Genomic DNA, 19,104 nt, shown 5'->3' with positions numbered 1-19,104 from the left:
TACAGTATGACAACACACATAAACTCAATCTTAGCAGCATTAACTTTAGAACAAAAAATCGAGTTGATTTCGGGAAACGGCCTTTGGCGCACAGCTTGTATAGAACAACATGGGATTAATAGTATCGTCATGACTGACGGTACGTATGGTGTTCGTTATAGCACAGAGCAAATTGAACAAGGTCATAATTGGGCTTTTGACGACTTTATTGAAGTCATCAATCAATCTGCCCATGATATGAATTTACTCAGTGCAGAACCATCTTTGCCTGGTGAAGTATTAGCTGGGGGAAGCGAAGGATTATTTGGGCGGACAAAGCCTGCTACCTGCTTTCCTAATGGCTCAGCACTGGCGTGTAGTTGGGATAGGGCGTTAATTCATCAAATGGGCCTTGCTCTTGGAAAAGAGTGTAAAGCCTTAAAAGTTGACTTGCTGCTTGGCCCTGGAATTAATATTAGACGCACGCCTCTTGCTGGTAGGGGATATGAATATTATTCAGAAGATCCAATTGTTAGTAGTGAAATGGCAATTGCAATGATTGAAGGTATTCAGAAAGAGGGCGTCGGTGCTTGTTTGAAACATTTTGCGTGCAATAACTCCGAATATCGCCGTACAGAAATGAATTCAGTTGTTAATTTAAGAGCATTGTATGAGATTTATTTATTGGCTTTTAAGCGCACGATTCAAAGAGCTAAACCTTGGGCTGTCATGTCCTCATATAATCGGCTAAATGGTGAGCAAGTCAATGAAAGTAAGTGGTTGTTAACGAATGTATTAAGAAGCCAATTTGGATTTGATGGCCTAGTTATCTCTGATTGGTATGGCATTAAAAATCGAGTAGCTGCACTGCGAGCAGGTAATGATTTGGACATGCCAGAAATTAAGCAAAATAAACAACAACTCATAGAGGCATTTGCACGAGGGGAGTTTCACGAGTATGAACTCAATCAAGCTTGCAGGCGAATGCTTTTATTGCTTGAAAAAGCAGGTAAATTAGGTCAACAACCTACAGATAATTATCCAGATAAAATTGATTTTTTTAAACATCACCAATTAGCAATTGATATTGCAGCTGCGTCAATTGTTTTGCTTAAAAATGATAAGCAAATCCTACCAATCACTCCAGAAAAATATACCAAGATCGCGGTGATCGGTAAATGGGCACATGAACCTGTGATACAAGGTTCAGGATCGGCAACGACCACACCTTACTATGTAGATAGGCCACTTGATGAATTAATGGATTTAGGTGCAGATCTTTTTGAAATTCGTTACGCAATAGGCGCGCCCCTTGATTATGTAGAAGATGAAAATGCCATCCCACAAGCCATAGAGATTGCGGCAGCAGCTGACATTGCACTTATTTTTGTGAATACTGCAATAGGAGAAGATGGGGAAGATGGGGATAGATCGGATTTGGATTTATTACCCACTCATCAAAAATTAATTGAGCATATCTCAAATGTTCAAAAAAATTGTGTTGTGATCATGGCGAATTCAGATGCCGTGGTGATGCCTTGGCTTGATAAGGTTTCAGGTGTAGTCGAAACTTTTTTTGGTGGTCAGGGTGTTGGTGGGGCGTTAGCTAAAATCTTATTAGGTGTATGCAATCCTTGTGGAAAACTCACTATCACTGTTCCTAATCGGCTAGAAGAAACACCGAGCTTTTTATACTATCCAGGTGAAGCAAGAGAACATTACTATAGCGAAGGGATATTTGTTGGGTATCGCTATTACGATAAACGTGATATGCAACCCTGTTTTCCATTTGGATTTGGGTTAAGCTATAGTGAATTTATGTATTCAAATTTAAGGCTTTCAACATCTGTGATCAAATGCAAAGGTTTGATTGAATGGCGTCCAAGCGTAAGTAATAATGATCTTTTGGTTGAAGTTTCACTTGATGTCAAAAATTTAGGACCATTTGATGGTCATGAAATAGTACAGCTGTATTTAGCCTGGCCAGTAAGCCGTTTTGAAAATTACCCAAGAGAACGAAAAAGTCTTAAAACGTTTGCAAAGTGCTTTATAGCCAACCAGGAAACAACAACGATTCAATTGCAATTGACGTTAGAAGATTTTAGCTACTATCATACGTCATTAGATAAGTTTGTAATCGATTCAGGCGAATATCATGTGTTAATTGGCGCATCTTCTAGAGATATACAATTAGAAGCGTCAATTATCGTGCAAGCCGAACCTTATATTATTCCATTAGAAATTGATTGTTCATTGGTAAAATTGATGGAGCAACCTATGTTGTTTGAAAATGTTGTTAAACTAGTGGAAACTCACACAGGTAAACCATCTAGCTGGATTAAAGAGAAATTTGAAAGCATTGCACCAAATCTATTTTGTGGTTTATACATTACATTGACGGAATTTTTCCAAATTAGGATTGATCCTAATGAATTAAAAATCGCTCTTGGTAATACTTTAGGGGAAGTGGATGCTTAGTTTCTCCTCGTTTAGATATGATTCTAATAAACCATATTTGTCTAGCCAAGCTCAGTCAGGTTTAGAGTTAATAACGTTTGGCTCCGAGCATGTCAATGTATTTGCTGCAGAAGTGCCTTATTGTGAGCCTCATTGGCATCCTGCACCTGAATTGATTTATGTGCTATCAGGTGAATTTGAATTTGTATTAGCCTCACAAGAGGGGCTTTTAAAAAAAGGCGAGTTCCTATTTATCAAAGGTGATGAAACTCATGCCTTGGAAGCTAAATATGCTGAAAGTACATTAGTGACATGTCAATTTTCACCAGAACTGTTTAAACAAATAGAAATTAAAGCACTACAAAGTGCAACGATTAAGCGTGATGATAATTTTAATTTAGAGATTCAATTGTCTCTTTTCAAGCTGTTATCTGAGTTAGTGAATCCGAGTAACCCATTTGTACACTTAACAAATGTATATCATTTATTGTCGCTTATTACAAAACATCCATTAATTGAGAGTGACACACCTGTAGATGTCTTCACTCAAAAAGATGAGCAGTTAATTAAATCTGCGATTGAATATATTAATCTGCATTTTGAAGACTCCATTTCAGTCAGTGAACTCGCTAATCAAGCAGGTGTCAGTTATCATCATTTCTCAAGGCTGTTTAAAAAGATAAGCGGATATGGTGTGGTTGAGTTTGTGACCATGTGCCGCGTTAATAAAGCAAAAATGTTGCTTAAAAATACGAGCATTGCGATTACGGATGTGAGTTTGATGGCGGGTTTTAGTGAACATAAACAGATGATTGCAGCATTTAATCGATATTGTAAAATGCCACCATCTGAATTTCGTAAGCGGTATCTGTCAGATTTACAATGGCGTAATTATGAAGAGCAAATGGTGACGCATTGTAAACAAATTCCTTTAAAATTAGTTTTATCACTGTTTAATTAGTAGTGGGTGAACTTCTTTGAGTTTATGTCACAATAGTTTGTCCAACGATTTGAGTTTTTTAGTGAGTTATTGCACAAAATGCTAAAAATGTTTAATTTTTTATTCTAAAATATGCTATTTTAATGGAATAATTAATTTCTACAGCTCGGTGTTGACACTTTCCAAGTGGAACTGAGGTAAAGAAACATATATTGCAAAACTCAATAGGTAAAATAGTGAGGAGTTTACACCAACTAAGTATTTAAGAAGTGGTGAATCTATCTCTATTTTGTTTAACAATAGACCGTAATAAAGAGCATGGGTCCATTCGTGCATCACATTATTAAAAGCAATTATTTCGGCCTTGAAATATTTTTTATTATCACTTTTAATTATATAGGAGAATGAAATGTCTGATATCGATTTATCTAATATGGAACAAACAGTAATGGAATTAATCATTAACTCTGGGGAAGCGCGTAGTTATGCAATGGAAGCACTTGCAGCTGCTAGAGCTGGAGATTTTGATAAAGCTGATGAGTGTATTAAATCTGCTCGTGAAGCTGAAATAAGAGCTCATAGTGTTCAAACACAATTAATTGGATTAGATATGGGGGAAGGTAAAGTACCTGTTAACCTTATTTTGGTTCACGCACAAGACCATATTATGACCTCAATGCTTGCAAAAGAAATGGCTCAAGAGATGATTAATCTTTATCGTGTGCTGAATACTAATGGCATTAAACTTTCATAAATTCATTAAGATAAATCGGTTTTAGTTGGTATGTGTTTATCTTAGCTGATTAAATTACCCCTAATTGATGCAATCACAACTGAGCATTCTAGGGGTAGTTTAAACATAGCTTAATTAGACTGATTTAGCTTAGAAAGCAGTAAAGACTCCATGGTAATTTGATCTTTAGCAAATCCTCTTATACCTTCTGATAATTTCGCCACTGCCATTTCGCTGCTATTATGTTCCCAATAAAAATCACTTTCTATCATTTTAGAATTGCGTTTAGTTTTATTGATAAAATTTGAATTCAATATCTGAACAATTGGGTGATGACTCTGCTTGAGCTTTTCAAGTAAAGCAGGGGAGATGGTAAGTCTATCACATCCTGATAAAGATAAAATTTGAGCCGTATTTCTAAAACTCGCTCCCATTACGATAGTTGGGATGTTTTGAGACTTAAATAAAGTATAGATTTCTTTTACTGACTCAACACCAGGATCTCTTCCAGACTCTAATAAATTATTTTTTGTATACCAATCAGTGATTCGACCGACAAATGGTGATATTAGGAATGCACCAGAGTCAGCTGCTGCAATAGCTTGAGCTTTAGAGAAAATCAGTGTTAAATTAGTTTTAATCCCTTTTTGTTCTAAGATTCCAGCTGCTTTGATACCTTGCCAAGTTGCCGCAAGTTTGATTAATACTCTGGATGTATCAACATTTTCTTTATCATACAGCTCAATTATTTGCTCTGCAATTCTAATACTTTGTTCAATATCAAATGATGCTCTTGCATCAACTTCAGTCGAAACAAAACCAGGCACGATAGTGAGCAATTCTTTACCAATATCTACAGCAACTTTTAAACTAGCTAACTTGATTTGCTGTTCTAAAGTTTTGACATGGGTTTTGGCATACTCAATAGAAGAGTCTAAAAAATGAGTATATTTTTCATTTTTTAATGTATTTAAAATAATTGAAGGATTTGTTGTAGCGTCAGTTGCTTGATATTGTTTGATTTCTTCTAAATCACCACTATCAACTACTACAGTTGAAAATTGTTTTAATTGATCTAACTGATTCATCATTTACCCCATGTTTTACTTTAGAATAATAACACTCTCATATTTTTGATTTATTAGCTGAATAAGAATTAGCTCATATTTTTTGTTCATATTTTGATATTTTTTCTACTTTAGGAGCCGAGCCCCCACCTTCAAATTCAGAAAGTAGCCATTCGTTGATAATTTCTTTTGCTAACTCAGGACCGATTACCCTAGCGCCAAGAGATATGACTTGGGCATTGTTGCTTTTTCTTGCACGTTGAGCTGAATAGGTATCATGGCACTGAGCACACCGTACTCCATTAACTTTATTAGCAACAATACTCATTCCTATTCCTGTGCCACATAATAAAATCCCTCTATCGTGTAAACCTGATTTGATAGCTGTTGCAAGTTCAAAGGCAATATCAGGATAATCGTTTTCATTTCTTGTTTTTGACTCAGAATAATCAACAATTTCTAATCCTTTTGCTTTGATGTGATTAATGATGATGTCTTTTAAGGTGCTCGCTGCATCGTCAGCGCCAATAGCAATCGTTTTTAGCATTTTCAATCCTCTTTAGTTAATAAATAAGGGCATTACATAGTTAGTAGGGCATATTATTAGTGATTAATTTAATGTTCATTTGTTATTGTTGTGTTCATTTGTGCTATTGATAGTATCACTAAAAAATAAACGATCAATAGAAAAAATATTTATATAAGGTTTTTTTGGGTTTTATTCGGTATTTTTGTTAAAAATATGTAAATAATTTGAGGTTCATCACAATTATTAAACCAATTGCTAGACATAAAGCCAGAATAGTCGCATTGTTCATATGAGCATTAATATTTCAATTAAACAAAAAAAGAGGGGTTCCAAATGCCAAACACACATACTATTCCAACCACCATGAAGGCTGTTGTTGCTTATGCGCCTGGTGATTATAGGCTTGAGGTTGTACCTGTTCCTGAAATTAATGATGAAGAAATATTAGTTAAAGTAGAAGCTTGTGGTATTTGTGCTGGGGATGTAAAAGCATTTGAAGGCGCACCTAGCTTTTGGGGAGATGAAACACAGCCGGCTTATATTAAAGCGCCGATGATTCCAGGACATGAGTTTATTGGACGCATTGTCAAAATTGGGAAAAAAATAGAAAAATTTAAAGTTGGTGAACGAGTTATTTCTGAACAAATCGTGCCATGCTGGGAGTGTCGTTTTTGTAATAGAGGCCAATATTGGATGTGTGAAAAGCATGATTTGTATGGATTTCAAAATAATGTAAATGGTGGAATGGCAGAATATATGAAATTCACCAAAGAAAGTATCAATTTTCATGTTCCAGAAGAAATGCCTATTGAAGATGCAATCCTGATTGAACCTTATGCGTGCTCTTTGCATGCAGTACAAAGAGCTAGCATACAATTAGGAGATATTGTTGTATTAGCGGGAGCTGGTACGTTAGGCCTAGGTATGATAGGAGCCATTAAAAAATCTGGCGCAGAAAAATTGATAGTACTTGATCTGTCAGATGAGCGATTAGAGTTAGCCAAATCGTTTGGAGCAGATATCGTATTGAATCCAATGAAAGTTGATGTCGATAAATATGTTAAAGATATGACCGATGGTTATGGTTGTGATATTTATATTGAAGCAACAGGCGCTCAAAAGTCTGTTGAGCAAGGATTGAAAATGATTCGAAAACTTGGGAGATTTGTTGAGTTTTCAGTTTTTAAAGATCCTGTTACAGTTGATTGGAGCATTATTAGTGATAGAAAGGAACTGGATATTTTGGGATCACATTTAGGTCCCTATTGTTATCCATTAGTTATTAATGGGATAGCTAATGGTGATTTTCCAACCAAAGGTGTGGTGACTCATACCTTGCCTTTAGAGGAGTTTGCTCAAGGATTTCAATTGATGAAAGAAGGCAAAATATCGATAAAAGTAATACTTGATCCTAATTTAAAAGGGTAGATAAATCATGATTGAACAATATTTTTCACTAAAAGATAAAGTTGCGATTATCACAGGTGGCGCATCTGGAATAGGACAAGAAATAGCTAAGTTTTATAGCGAAAAACAGGCTAAAGTGATTATTTTAGATAGGCAACCTCCTAAACTCAACAATTTTGATAGCTTTTATGAAGTCGATGTGACTAATGAAAAGGATGTTGAACATGCGATTGAACAAATTATTGAGCGTGATAAAAAGATAGACATATTGGTTAATAGTGCTGGTATTGTTAGATTAGAAAATGCAGAGTCTTTGAGTCTAATGGACTGGCAACAAACTTTAGATATTAATTTAACAGCAGTTTACAGATTATGCCAAGTTGTCGGTAAACACTTTATTAGACAGCGCTCAGGAAAAATTATTAACTTAGCCTCACAAGCAGGTGTTATTGCACTAGATAAACATTTGGCTTATTGCGTGAGTAAGGCGGGGGTAATTTCATTGACGAAAGTATTAGCGATTGAATGGGGACCTTTTAACATCCAAGTAAATGCAATCTCTCCAACTGTTGTGATGACTGAACTAGGTAAGCAAGCTTGGTCTGGAGAAATTGCAGAACAGATGAAGCAAAAAATTCCAATGAGAAGGTTTGCAGAACCTGAAGAAATTGCTGCGGCGGCTGTTTTTTTAGCAACCTCTGGAGCAGATATGATTACAGGTGAAAATCTGGTTATCGACGGCGGCTATACTGTACAGTAAAAATGAAACGTTAACTATAAATCGCTTTAAAATGAGGTTATTATGAATAGAATTATCAATCAACCAGATTTTGTTGTTGAAGATGCAATTGAAGGATATGTTAAAGCTCATCCCGAGTATTTTGTTAAAACAAATAATCCTAAGGTTTTAAAATCACCAACAGCCCCAGTAGCGAATAAAGTAGGATTGGTAACTGGTGGCGGTTCTGGTCATGAACCTGCGTTTTTAGGTTACGTAGGCCATAATATGCTTGACGCGGTCGCCATAGGTGAAATTTTTTCTTCTCCGACAGCAGTTGCTTTTTTGGATGCCTTTAAAGCAGCAGACTCAGGCCAAGGCGTTGCCTGTCTTTATGGGAATTACGCTGGTGATAATATGAATGTCAAAATGGCTATCAAAAAAGCGCAAGCAGAGGGGATAATTGTTAAAACAGTCGTTGCAAATGATGATGTTGCTTCAGCATCTGCTGATGAGATTGAAAAAAGAAGGGGGGTGGCGGGCGAAATCTTTATGTGGAAGATAGGAGCAGCTGCTGCAGCTAAAGGATATGTGTTAGATGATGTTATTAAAGTAGCACAAAAAGCAATCGACAATACACGTTCTATAGGAATTGGTTTAAGTTCTTGTACGATACCCGCAGTAGGGAAACCTAATTTCCATATTGCTGATGGCCAGATGGAAATTGGAATTGGACATCATGGCGAGCCAGGTATTGAAGTGACTAACACAGCCAGTGCTAAAGATATGGCTAATATCATGCTAGATAAAATTCTCGCAGATGGTTTATTTAACTCTCACGACGAAATAGGGGTAATAGTCTCGGGTTTAGGTGGAACACCTACCATGGAATTGTATATTTATTTTTCAGCGCTGAAAGATTTATTAGATAAATCGAATATTCATATTCACACAAAACTTGTTGGCAACTATTTTACCTCTTTAGATATGATGGGGGTGACATTAACACTAATTAAATTAGATGATGAATTAAAAGAGTTAATTGACTTAAAAGCAGATTGCTTAGCATTTAAATGATATTTTTATTAAGCTTTTTAATTATGTGTTATTGGCGATAGTTTAGGCAAACCAGATTTTAAATTAATAGCAGGGAATAATTATGGGTAGTGAAATTACAAACATCTTCAATGCAAAACTAGGTAATGTGATTGTTAATCAATTGGTTGATGTAATAGTAGCAAATAGGGATTATTTAAGTGATATTGATGGAGCCATCGGAGATGGAGATCATGGCATTAATATGGCAAAAGGATTCCAGCTATGTAGAAACACAATGGAAGGAAAAATACTCAGTTTAGATGAGGCTTTTCAAGTATTAGCTGATGCTCTAATGGAAGGAATTGGTGGTTCTATGGGTCCACTATATGGTTCCTTTTTTACTGGGTTGGCTGAATCAATTTCTCAAAAAGAAACACTTACTAAATATGATGTTGCTGATATGTTAGAACATGGTTTAGCAGAGCTAAAAACTATCAGTGATGCGCAAGTAGGTGATAAATGCTTAATGGATACACTAGTGCCGGCCATTTATGCATATAGAGCTTCAATCGATAAGGGAAATGATTTTTCCAATGCACTTATCCATATGAAAGAAGCTGCTGAAAAAGGAAAAGTATCAACTATTGATTTAGTGGCAAAAATCGGCAGAGCAAGTCGTTTAGGGGAGCGCTCAAGAGGAGTGCAAGATGCAGGTGCAACGTCATGTTGTCTGCTATTGGTGGCACTCGCAGACGGCATTTTGGCTAATATCGAATGAGTCATTTAGTTTCTGTTCTAAAATATGGTAATGTAACTTTCCTTAATAATCGATTAAGGAAAGTCCAAATCAAGGTAACGAAAATGATTGAGAACCAATTTTATAGTAGAGACTCGTAAAATATGAAAAAAGAAAAAAGCATTTCTGAATATGAATTGTTGACTGAAATAGCCATCGATTATTATCAAAATGAGATCACCCAAGAGGAAATAGCAAATAAATTTGGTATTTCAAGGATTAAAGTCGGGCGGTTATTAAAAACAGCTAGAGAAGCTGGAATTGTTGAAATAAGTGTTAGATATCATCCTGTTTTTAGTACTGAGCTTGAGAAGCAACTTATCGATAGATTTGATATCAAAAGAGCTTTTATAGCTTTAGATTATGATGATGAAGACGAACAAAGAGCCCAAGTATCATTGCTGATTGCTAATTATTTATCCAATACGCTCAAAGATAATATGACTGTAGCAGTTGGACAAGGACGTAATGTAGCAGAAGTTGCGAAGCAGCTTAATAACGTTGTTGAAAGGAAGTGTCGATTTATATCTGGTATAGGAGGAACTCATAGGCCAGATGATGATATTAATGCAGATCATATTAGTAGATTACTTGCCAAGAGATTTAATGGTTTTAGTGAGACACTTTATGCGCCTGCATACGTTGAAAATAATGAAACACGCGAAATTTTTATGCGTAATAGCACAATTAAAGAAACCCTAGATAGGGCAAGAAGAGCTGATATCGCCATAGTAGGAATTGGTGACATGAGTGAAAATAGCTACATGGTCCAATTAGGTTGGTTCACCCCACAGGAAATCACCTATGCAAGGCTGAATTTAGGGGTAATAGGTGATATCGCTGGGTATGACTTTTTTAATGCAAATGGCCAAAATGTCGATACAGTAATGAATAATAGGGTAATAGGTTTGAGTGTTGAGGAATTAAAAAATATTCCGTGTGTGATTGCAGTTGCATCAGAGAAAACGAAAGCATTATCTATTATTGGTGCATTAAAAACAGGAGCAATAGATATGATAGCGACTAGTGCTTCGAATGTTAAAACGATATTAAGTTTGGTACCAAAATAGAGAGTAATCAATTTCTATCTTTGCCAATTATGTTTTAAGGGGAAATATATGTCTGATATTTTATTAGAAGCAAAAAATGTCCAAAAGAGCTTTAATGGTGTTCCTGCATTACATAATGGTCAAATTTTACTGAAAAAGGGAAGTGTACATGCATTATGTGGTGGAAATGGAGCAGGTAAGTCTACTTTTTTAAATATATTAATGGGGTTGTTGAAAAAGGATGCAGGTGAAATACTAGTTAAAGGTAATTCTGTTGATTTTACCTCACCAATTGATGCTATAAATCATAAAATAGCGATTATTACACAGGAACTTTCACCTATACCAGGTATGACCGTAGCTGAAAATATTTTCCTTGGAAATGAGCCTAGATTAATAAAGGGCATTATTGATTATAAAAAACTATTTACTCAAACGCAGCATTTGCTTGACACTCTAGGGTTTGAAATACAAGCAAAAAATAAAATGTCTGAATTAAGTTTAGCGCAAACTCAATTAGTTGAAATTGCGAAGGTATTTAATAAGAAGAATGATATTATCATTATGGACGAACCGACCTCATCTATAGGGGAAAAAGAAACGGAAACTTTGTTTGCAGCTATTCGAAGTGTTACTCAGCATGGTGCAGGTATTATTTATGTTTCTCATCGATTATCTGAAATTTTTACAATAGCTGATACCTATACTGTTTTTAGAAATGGTGGGTATATAGAATCTGGTCAAATAGAACATATTGATAGAGCACATTTGGTTCAATCGATTGTGGGTCGAGAATTAACCGAAACAAGTAAAGAAAATAAAGTAATTAAAGATGAAGTAATATTTAAGTCAGATAAGCTTTCAAGACATTCTGTCTTTTCTGATATTTCTCTGGAAGTAAAATCAGGTGAAATTTTAGGAATTTATGGTTTAGTGGGATCTGGCAGAAGTGAATTTCTAGATGCAGTTTATGGCATTACAAATTGTGATTCTGGCGATATTTATTTAAAGGGGCAAAGATTATTAAATAGAACGCCTATAAAATCGATTCAGTCAGGTATTTCATATATTACAGAAGATAGAAAAGATACTGGCTTAGTACTAGATGCTAGTATTCAAGATAATATTGCTTATTCAAGTTTAGGCCGTTTAAGTTATTATTCCATAATTGATCTTAAAAAAATTAAATTAATGGTAAACGAGATGGTTAATTTATTAAAAATAAAAATTACACATTCGTCTCTAGCCGTTAAAAGTTTAAGTGGTGGTAATCAACAAAAAGTTGTAATTGCAAGATGTGTATCGACTGACCCGGTGTTTTTACTGTGTGATGAACCAACTAGAGGTATTGATGAAGGCGCTAAGCAGGAGGTGTATCATTTCTTAGAAACATTTGTTTCTAAAGGTAATGCGGCAATTGTAGTGTCATCAGAAGCACCAGAAATACTTAAAATATCAGATCGTATCATAATATTTAAAAATGGGAAGGTAGTGGGTAATGTTTTGGCTAATAAGGTTAATCAAGAGGAGTTATTGCACTTAGCATCTTAATTTAATATCCAGATATAATTAAAACGTTAAATTATTAATATATAAATTATCACTATTATTTAATTGAGTGAGGGGTATTCTTATATTTTTTTTAATGTTGTAATTAATCTAATATATCATTCAATTTGAATCTATTTAATTAAAGCAAATTTATTGCTGGGGGAGTTATGGCTGAAAATATAGTTAATGTTAAAGATATATTGAAAAAAAATGGTATAGTCTTAGCATTTTTAATAATATGCATATTATTATCTTTTTTAAGTCCTTATTTTATGGATTGGGGAAATTGGACTAATATTCTTCGTCAAGCTTCTATAAATGGAATTTTAGCAATTGGCATGACCTATGTGATCTTAACAGGTGGGATAGATCTCTCGGTTGGTTCAATTTTAGCTTGTTCAGGCATCGTTACTGGAAGCCTTGTAACTGGTAATAGCGATATGTCTATACCTCTTGCTATCGCTTGTGGTATAGGTGTTGGTACTGCTCTTGGCTCAATAAATGGATTGTTAATTTCACGATTTTCAGTTCCTCCTTTTGTTGCAACATTAGGGATGCTAAGTGCGGCTCGTGGGTTAACTAAGATTTATAATGATGGTAAACCTTATTCTGGATTTATTCCTGAATTTAAATTTATTGGCCAAGGCCATATTCTTAATATTCCTATTCCAGTCATTGTCTTAATTATTGCAATTATAGTCTTCGGATTTATTCTTAAATATACCATCTTTGGCCGTTATATTTACGCAGTAGGTGGAAATATTAGAAGCGCTAAAACAAGCGGTATTAGGACAAGGACGGTTATTTTTTCAACCTATTTGATATCGGGTGCTTTAGCAGGTTTAGCTGGTGTTTTATTAACTGCAAGAACCACTGCAGCGGTTCCTCAAGCAGGAGAATCTTATGAGCTTGATGCGATAGCTGCTGTGGTAATTGGTGGAACAAGTTTAAAAGGAGGAAGAGGGAGTTTAATTGGTACTGTATTTGGCGTTTTGATTATTAGCGTTATTAATAATGGATTAGATTTAATGGGTGTATCTTCTTATTATCAACAAGTAGTCAAGGGATTAATTATTGTTGTTGCTGTTTTATTAGATGGAACTAGAAAAGAGAGTAATTAAAATAGTACTAAATATATTAGTACTGTTAAGTTTAATTTAATTAAATTAATATAAAGGTGAATTATGAATAAATTATTTAAAACTATTATATCAGCTTCAATATTATCAGTCGCATTAGCTTCAACTGCGTATGCTAAACCTTATAAAATAGGTGCAGCTGTTTATGGTCTTAAAGGTGAGTTTATGCAAATGTGGGTGGATCAATTAGAAAAACATCCTGCTGTATTAGATGGAACTGTGGATATTACTGTTTTTGATGGACGGTATGATGCTCTTACCCAAAGTAATCAATTTGACACTATGATCACTCAAAAATTTGATGCTATCTTATTTGTACCAATTGATATAGAAGCCGGTGGAGATGCAGTCGAAAAAGCAAACGAAGCAGGTATTCCAGTTATAGGTTCAAATACTAAAGTAACAGGAGATAGCTTATATTCTTATGTTGGCAATGACGATGTGAAAGCTGGAGAAATGCAAGCTGAAGCAATTGCAAAAGCAATCGGTGGAAAGGGCAATATTGTGATAATGGAAGGTCCTATTGGGCAATCAGCGCAAATTGAACGAACTCAAGGCAATCAAACAGTTTTCGCTAAATATCCAGATATTAAAATATTAGAACAGAAGCCAGCTAATTGGTCACGTGCTGAAGCTATGACAATTATGGAAAACTGGTTGACGTCTCATCCAAATGCAATCAATGCTGTTGTTGGGCAAAATGATGATATAGGCTTAGGTGGGTTGGAAGCAATTCGTGCAAAAGGTATTGAACTTAATACTATTCCTACCGCAGGGATTGATGGAATAAAAGATGGTATTCAATCTGTAAAAGATGGGGAGTTATATGTGAGTTTCTTTCAAGATGCTAAGGCTCAGGCGCAAGGTGCTCTAGATGTCGCCTTAAGAAAACTTGAAGGTGAATCGTATCAACCTCGCTCAGTGATTTGGCAAGAATATGCAGATCAAATGCCATGGGGTGATGGAACAGCTAAGCGCTATGATATTCCTTGGACTGAAATTACGAAAGAAAATGCAGACCGTCTGTTACAAAAATTATCTGAGTAAAAATCATAACTCTATTTTGACTTAATATTAAATTAATTGACCTTATTTTAATTTTAAAACCATTAAGATAGGGTCTCATTTAGTACTCACACTAAATGATGAATTAACTTTCATTTTTGATTGTTTCCCCTTAGTATGTTCATGGTAGCCTCTTTATTCACACAGTTTTTCATTCAACTCTTTCATTATAAAATTTAATCATGGCGTTAGTTAGGTTCGTTATTTTCTATTTATTTTAGAATGTTAAATGCTAATTAGGCGATATTATATGAGTATGGCTGAGATTAAATGAATATAATTGATTAGCTTCTTGTTACCCACTTTTTTAAAGTTGATTTAAAACACAATGATCTGCTAAATTATTGATATAACTCAATAGGTAAATAAAAAAACATAAAAAATGAAAAAGTATGCGTGAGATAACAGTTATATATCAGCAGTTTAGTATGATCTTGATAGCCAGGATGAGTACTTTAGACTTAAGATGACTTATTAGTGTTGATAAAAGGCACTTTCTTTCTCAGCTAAAAAGTATAATATGGAACCTAATAACAATATAAAGGAATGTTAAATGTCAAGCATTAACCCTACTTCTTCAGGGAATCAAACTGAATATAATAGTCAATGGGCGGTTTATTTACGTGCCATACACCATGAAGTTTTACCCGCACTAGGTTGTACTGAACCTATCTCTTTAGCATTAGCAAGTGCGATAGCAGGAAGCTATCTCTTTGATGATACTACCCCAATTTCCACTAAATTAGGCCAAATTACATCAATTAACGGTAAAGTTTCCGCCAATTTAATGAAAAATGGTATGGGCGTTTCTGTACCAGGTACCGGAATGGTAGGGCTGCCTATCGCTGCAGCAGTCGGCGCATTAGGAGGCGATCCAAAAGGTGGGCTTGAAGTTTTAAAGGGATTAAATGATGAGATTGTCACAGCGGGTAAATACTTACTTGAAACTAATCGTGTAAATGTTGCGATTAAGCCAGTGGCTAATATTTTATATTCAGAAGTAACGATTGTTGCTTCTGAAGACTCTGTGACAGTTGCGATTGCAGATTCTCACACTCAAGTAATTAAGATTGAAAAAAATAAAGAAGTGCTGTTTGAGCTTAAATTAGATGAAACAATCGATAATACGGCTCCGTATTGCCTAAGAGAAGCAACTGTTAAATCTATATATGAATTTGCGCATAATGTTCCCTTTGAACAGATAGAATTTATCCTACAGGCTGAAGCGTTAAACAATGCGCTTTCTGAAGAAGGGATGAAACATAATTATGGGCTTCATATTGGCAGAACATTAAAAGCTCAAATAGAAACAGGATTACTCTCTGATGATTTATTGTCTAATATTCTAATTCGTTCAACGGCTGCTTCAGATGCAAGGATGGGAGGAGCAACTTTACCTGCAATGAGTAATTCAGGATCGGGTAATCAAGGGATATCAGCAACAATGCCTGTTGTTGTGGTTGCGGATCATTTAAAGGCGACGGCAGAACAACGTGCACGTGCCTTGATATTATCGCATCTGATTGCGGTTTATATTCACAGTAAATTACCCAAACTTTCAGCAATGTGCGCTGTCAGTACTGCTGCGATGGGATCTGCAGCCGGCATGGCATGGTTACTTGGTAAGGGTGAATATCAACCAATAAGCTTAGCCTTATCAAGTATGGTAGGCGATATCGCTGGTATTATTTGTGACGGGGCATCAAATAGTTGCGCTATGAAAGTCTCCACCTCAGCAAGCTCTGCATTTAAAGCCGTGCTCATGGCAATTAGCTCAAGTGGCGTCACTGGCAATGAAGGAATTGTGAGTCATGATGTAGACCAATCTATTGAAAATTTATGCTCATTAGCTAGAGGTAGCATGCAACAAACAGATGTACAGATTATAGAAATTATGGTGAAGAAGGACAATTGCTAACCTTGGCTTGTTATTTACAGCATTTAGCGTAATGGCATATTGAAAAGCATTCATGAGACAGATTGGTTGTCTTATAGTTTTTTGTTCTAAAATTATTTAAGTATACATAGTGACAGTTATAGTTATTGAAAAGTGCAATTTAGGGCATCATTTAATTGGTTTGGCCTAACAAAAAAATTGCGGTAGCAAGTTTATTGATTATGAAACTTTAATTAAGGAGCAGTTTATGGGGGCGACTACATCAAGCGCACTATTCGATGGAGTTTTATTTCAAAACTTCTTATTTTTAACACACTACCAAACACTGATTGCTTTAGCTTTTTTAGCAGGTTGTTTTTATATTTTAAAGGTATTACAAAATCAAAAAATGTCATTCTCAATAAGAATGATGGTTGGGTTATTACTAGGTGGAATATTAGGATTTGGAGTTCAGCTTGCTGGAGGTTTTCCTGATGCTCCAACAACTTGGATGAAAGAAACCGCAACATGGTATGGTTTATTTGGTAGGGCGTTTGTTGCCTTTATTCGCATGCTAGTCATTCCTTTGATTTTCGTCTCTATCGTCAAAGTAATTTTGGATTTCTCTGGCAAGGAAAACCTACCAAAAGTTGCTGTGAGAAGTATCTTTTGGTTGCTTTTCACTACTGCAATTGCAGCTGTACTAGGTATTTTCCTTGCATCTGTAATGGGACTGGAACTATCTCAGCAACAAATTGCGAGTACGGATAAAGTCGCAGAAATAAGAGAATACAAAAATCTGATAGATACCTTAATTAATCTTATTCCGAGTAATATTATCGGAGCTATGAGCGCTGATAATGTTGTTGGTCTAGTTATTTTCTCAGCACTAATAGGTATTGGTGCTAATCGCATGGAGAAAAAAAATCCTGAAGCGATAGGTGCATTTAAATTATTTATAAATGGTCTTTATAAGATAGTAATGTCTATTGCTATGACTATCATAAAATACATGCCTTATGCAGTTGTTGCGCTTCTTGCAAGAACAATTGTATCTAATGGTATCGATGCAATTTTTGAAGTGTCTTCTTTTATACTAGCAATTTATATTGCTACTTTTATCATGATTGTTATACATCTGATATTAGTAACTTTGCATGGTGTTTCACCTGTTATGTTTGCAAAAAAAGCTGCTGCGACATGGTTAATGGCGTTTACAAGTCGCTCATCAGTTGGCACATTACCCATGACTATTGCAACATTAAAAACTCGTATGGGGGTGAATAATGCGACAGCAAACCTCGTTGGTTCATTAGGTAGCACAATTGGCATGAATGGTTGTGCTGGATTTTTTCCAGCCCTGCTTGCAGTGATGTTAGCTCACACTATTGGTATTGAAGTAAACATCCAGTTTTATTTGATGTTAGTTTTAGTTGTTGTACTAGGCTCTATTGGTATAGCGGGCATCCCAGGTACGGCAACGATTGCAGCGAGTATTACGTTATCAGGTATGGGAATGGGGGAGTATTTTCCAATGATAGCCGTAGTCCTTGCAATTGATCCTATTATTGATATGGCGCGCACGCTTGCGAATGTTTCTGGTACGATGACTGCTGCAGTAGTGACAGACAAAGGCATAGGGACTATGGATATGGCTCTATTTAATGATGCTAGTGTTCAAGTTGATATGTCAGATGAAACAAACATTTAAATAAAATATTAACTTATCCCACATTTTGTTTAGTGGGGTAGGTTTTATTAATTTAGTATGATGAAATTTAATCATCAAGTTGAAAATAAGATGGATTATAGATATGTTTCATGCATTAAAATATAAAATTAAATACCTAAGAAATCAGTTGTTAAGTAATTTATACAATAAGTCCGACGAAAAAACTCGTAAGCAATTTGAACAGTTAAAGCTTGATCCAAACAAGGTCCCAGTTATCAGTATTACATTTCAAAATCCAAGTGTGACAAAATGGCAAATAACCCAAATTCAGAAACATTGTCAGGACATTGAATTGCTTATTTTTGATAATTCAAAAAATGAAGATCAAGCTAATGAAATTAAGCAACACTGCATTACTCTAGGTATTTTTTACTACAGACTACCTAGAAATAAAGTTAAACATCCAAATCGTTCACATGCTTTGGCTATGAATTGGATTTATGCGCAATTCATACAGCTCAAAAAACCTGATTATTTTGGGTTTATCGATCATGACCTAATACCTTTAGCTGATTTCACAATTAAACCCGCACTCCAGAACAAGCCCTTTTATGGCTTATTATATGGTGGCGGAAGAGAAACGTGGCAAACGTGGGCTGGTTATACTTTTTTTGATAGGCGTAATATGGAAAATAAAAAAATTGATTTTATGTATCACTTCCAAATCGCACTAGATACAGGCGGCTATAATTATGAATCACTTTATCGACCGACTCAACTCAACCCTAAAGAGTATGCCAATAATAAAATCGCGACATTAGAGTTACCAAATAGAGAAGCAGTTAATATACAGGTTATTGATAATATCTGGTTTCATATAGGTGGAATAGGATATGGTGATAATTTTGCTAATAAACGAAACTACGTTGAAGATATCATGAAATTGACAATTGAGCATGATAACTTAATAGAAGAATATCAAGTCGCTACTAAAACACTAGCTGCAAATGTGATATTTAATGGTCAATTAATTTGATACAGTATTCTGTTAGTCTAATTATTTTTCGAATTATAAAGGCTGTTAAAAA

At 35.1% G+C, this 19,104-nt stretch carries 16 protein-coding genes; 14 read left to right on the top strand and 2 right to left on the bottom strand.

The features are described 5' to 3' along the window. Positions 1-6: 6 nt before the first annotated feature. The 3 genes from BMW37_RS04575 (at position 7) to BMW37_RS04565 (ending at position 4,130) form a co-directional block, all read left to right on the top strand. Positions 7-2,457, top strand: a complete 2,451-nt coding sequence (locus tag BMW37_RS04575) for a beta-glucosidase (RefSeq protein ID WP_093318161.1) — start codon at positions 7-9, stop codon at positions 2,455-2,457. After that, positions 2,450-3,397 carry an AraC family transcriptional regulator gene (locus BMW37_RS04570; RefSeq protein ID WP_093318160.1) on the top strand — a complete coding sequence of 316 codons (948 nt, stop codon included), beginning with the start codon at positions 2,450-2,452 and terminating at the stop codon, positions 3,395-3,397. Before BMW37_RS04575 ends, BMW37_RS04570 begins: the two co-directional genes overlap by 8 nt. A 388-nt stretch (positions 3,398-3,785) precedes the next feature. Next, a complete protein-coding gene (locus BMW37_RS04565) occupies positions 3,786-4,130 on the top strand; it encodes a PTS lactose/cellobiose transporter subunit IIA (protein ID WP_093318159.1) in 345 nt (114 codons plus the stop codon). Positions 4,131-4,240: 110 nt separating this feature from the next. Here BMW37_RS04565 and tal read toward each other — a convergent pair whose 3' ends face one another. After that, entirely contained in the window at positions 4,241-5,197 is a 957-nt protein-coding gene (gene tal, locus BMW37_RS04560) for a transaldolase (protein WP_093318157.1), read from the bottom strand. 73 nt (positions 5,198-5,270) lie between these two features. Beyond that, positions 5,271-5,723, bottom strand: a complete 453-nt coding sequence (gene rpiB, locus BMW37_RS04555; protein WP_093318155.1) for a ribose 5-phosphate isomerase B — start codon at positions 5,721-5,723, stop codon at positions 5,271-5,273. Between the two features lie 315 nt (positions 5,724-6,038). Between rpiB and BMW37_RS04550 the strand changes: the two genes are divergently transcribed. The 11 genes from BMW37_RS04550 (at position 6,039) to BMW37_RS04500 (ending at position 19,052) form a co-directional block, all read left to right on the top strand. Then, the gene (locus tag BMW37_RS04550; protein ID WP_093318153.1) at positions 6,039-7,133 is read left to right on the top strand and encodes an MDR/zinc-dependent alcohol dehydrogenase-like family protein; all 1,095 of its coding nucleotides are present in this window, start codon (positions 6,039-6,041) and stop codon (positions 7,131-7,133) included. A gap of 7 nt (positions 7,134-7,140) precedes the next feature. Then, positions 7,141-7,872, top strand: a complete 732-nt coding sequence (locus BMW37_RS04545; protein ID WP_093318151.1) for a GolD/DthD family dehydrogenase — start codon at positions 7,141-7,143, stop codon at positions 7,870-7,872. Positions 7,873-7,914: 42 nt separating this feature from the next. Then, on the top strand, positions 7,915-8,907 hold the full coding sequence (locus BMW37_RS04540; RefSeq protein WP_093318149.1) for a dihydroxyacetone kinase subunit DhaK: 993 nt from the start codon (positions 7,915-7,917) through the stop codon (positions 8,905-8,907). Between the two features lie 82 nt (positions 8,908-8,989). After that, entirely contained in the window at positions 8,990-9,646 is a 657-nt protein-coding gene (gene dhaL, locus BMW37_RS04535; protein WP_093318141.1) for a dihydroxyacetone kinase subunit DhaL, read from the top strand. A 122-nt stretch (positions 9,647-9,768) separates the two neighbouring features. Further along, positions 9,769-10,734 carry a sugar-binding transcriptional regulator gene (locus tag BMW37_RS04530; protein WP_093318140.1) on the top strand — a complete coding sequence of 322 codons (966 nt, stop codon included), beginning with the start codon at positions 9,769-9,771 and terminating at the stop codon, positions 10,732-10,734. A gap of 48 nt (positions 10,735-10,782) precedes the next feature. Continuing rightward, a complete protein-coding gene (locus BMW37_RS04525; protein ID WP_093318139.1) occupies positions 10,783-12,264 on the top strand; it encodes a sugar ABC transporter ATP-binding protein in 1,482 nt (493 codons plus the stop codon). A 167-nt stretch (positions 12,265-12,431) separates the two neighbouring features. Beyond that, positions 12,432-13,385: an ABC transporter permease gene (locus tag BMW37_RS04520; RefSeq protein WP_093318138.1), complete on the top strand. Its 954-nt coding sequence runs from the start codon at positions 12,432-12,434 to the stop codon at positions 13,383-13,385. Between the two features lie 63 nt (positions 13,386-13,448). Next, on the top strand, positions 13,449-14,450 hold the full coding sequence (locus BMW37_RS04515) for a substrate-binding domain-containing protein (protein ID WP_093318137.1): 1,002 nt from the start codon (positions 13,449-13,451) through the stop codon (positions 14,448-14,450). 571 nt (positions 14,451-15,021) lie between these two features. Then, positions 15,022-16,386, top strand: coding sequence for an L-cysteine desulfidase family protein (locus tag BMW37_RS04510; protein WP_093318136.1), 1,365 nt, complete (start codon positions 15,022-15,024; stop codon positions 16,384-16,386). A 226-nt stretch (positions 16,387-16,612) separates the two neighbouring features. Then, positions 16,613-18,055, top strand: coding sequence for a cation:dicarboxylate symporter family transporter (locus tag BMW37_RS04505; RefSeq protein ID WP_093318134.1), 1,443 nt, complete (start codon positions 16,613-16,615; stop codon positions 18,053-18,055). A 103-nt stretch (positions 18,056-18,158) separates the two neighbouring features. Beyond that, positions 18,159-19,052, top strand: coding sequence for a hypothetical protein (locus tag BMW37_RS04500; protein WP_093318132.1), 894 nt, complete (start codon positions 18,159-18,161; stop codon positions 19,050-19,052). Positions 19,053-19,104: the final 52 nt, after the last annotated feature.

Source organism: Thorsellia anophelis DSM 18579 (assembly GCF_900111395.1).
Taxonomy (GTDB): domain Bacteria; phylum Pseudomonadota; class Gammaproteobacteria; order Enterobacterales; family Thorselliaceae; genus Thorsellia; species Thorsellia anophelis.
The sequence above is the reverse complement of the archived record's forward strand: the minus strand, read 5'-3'. Positions and strand labels throughout refer to the sequence as shown.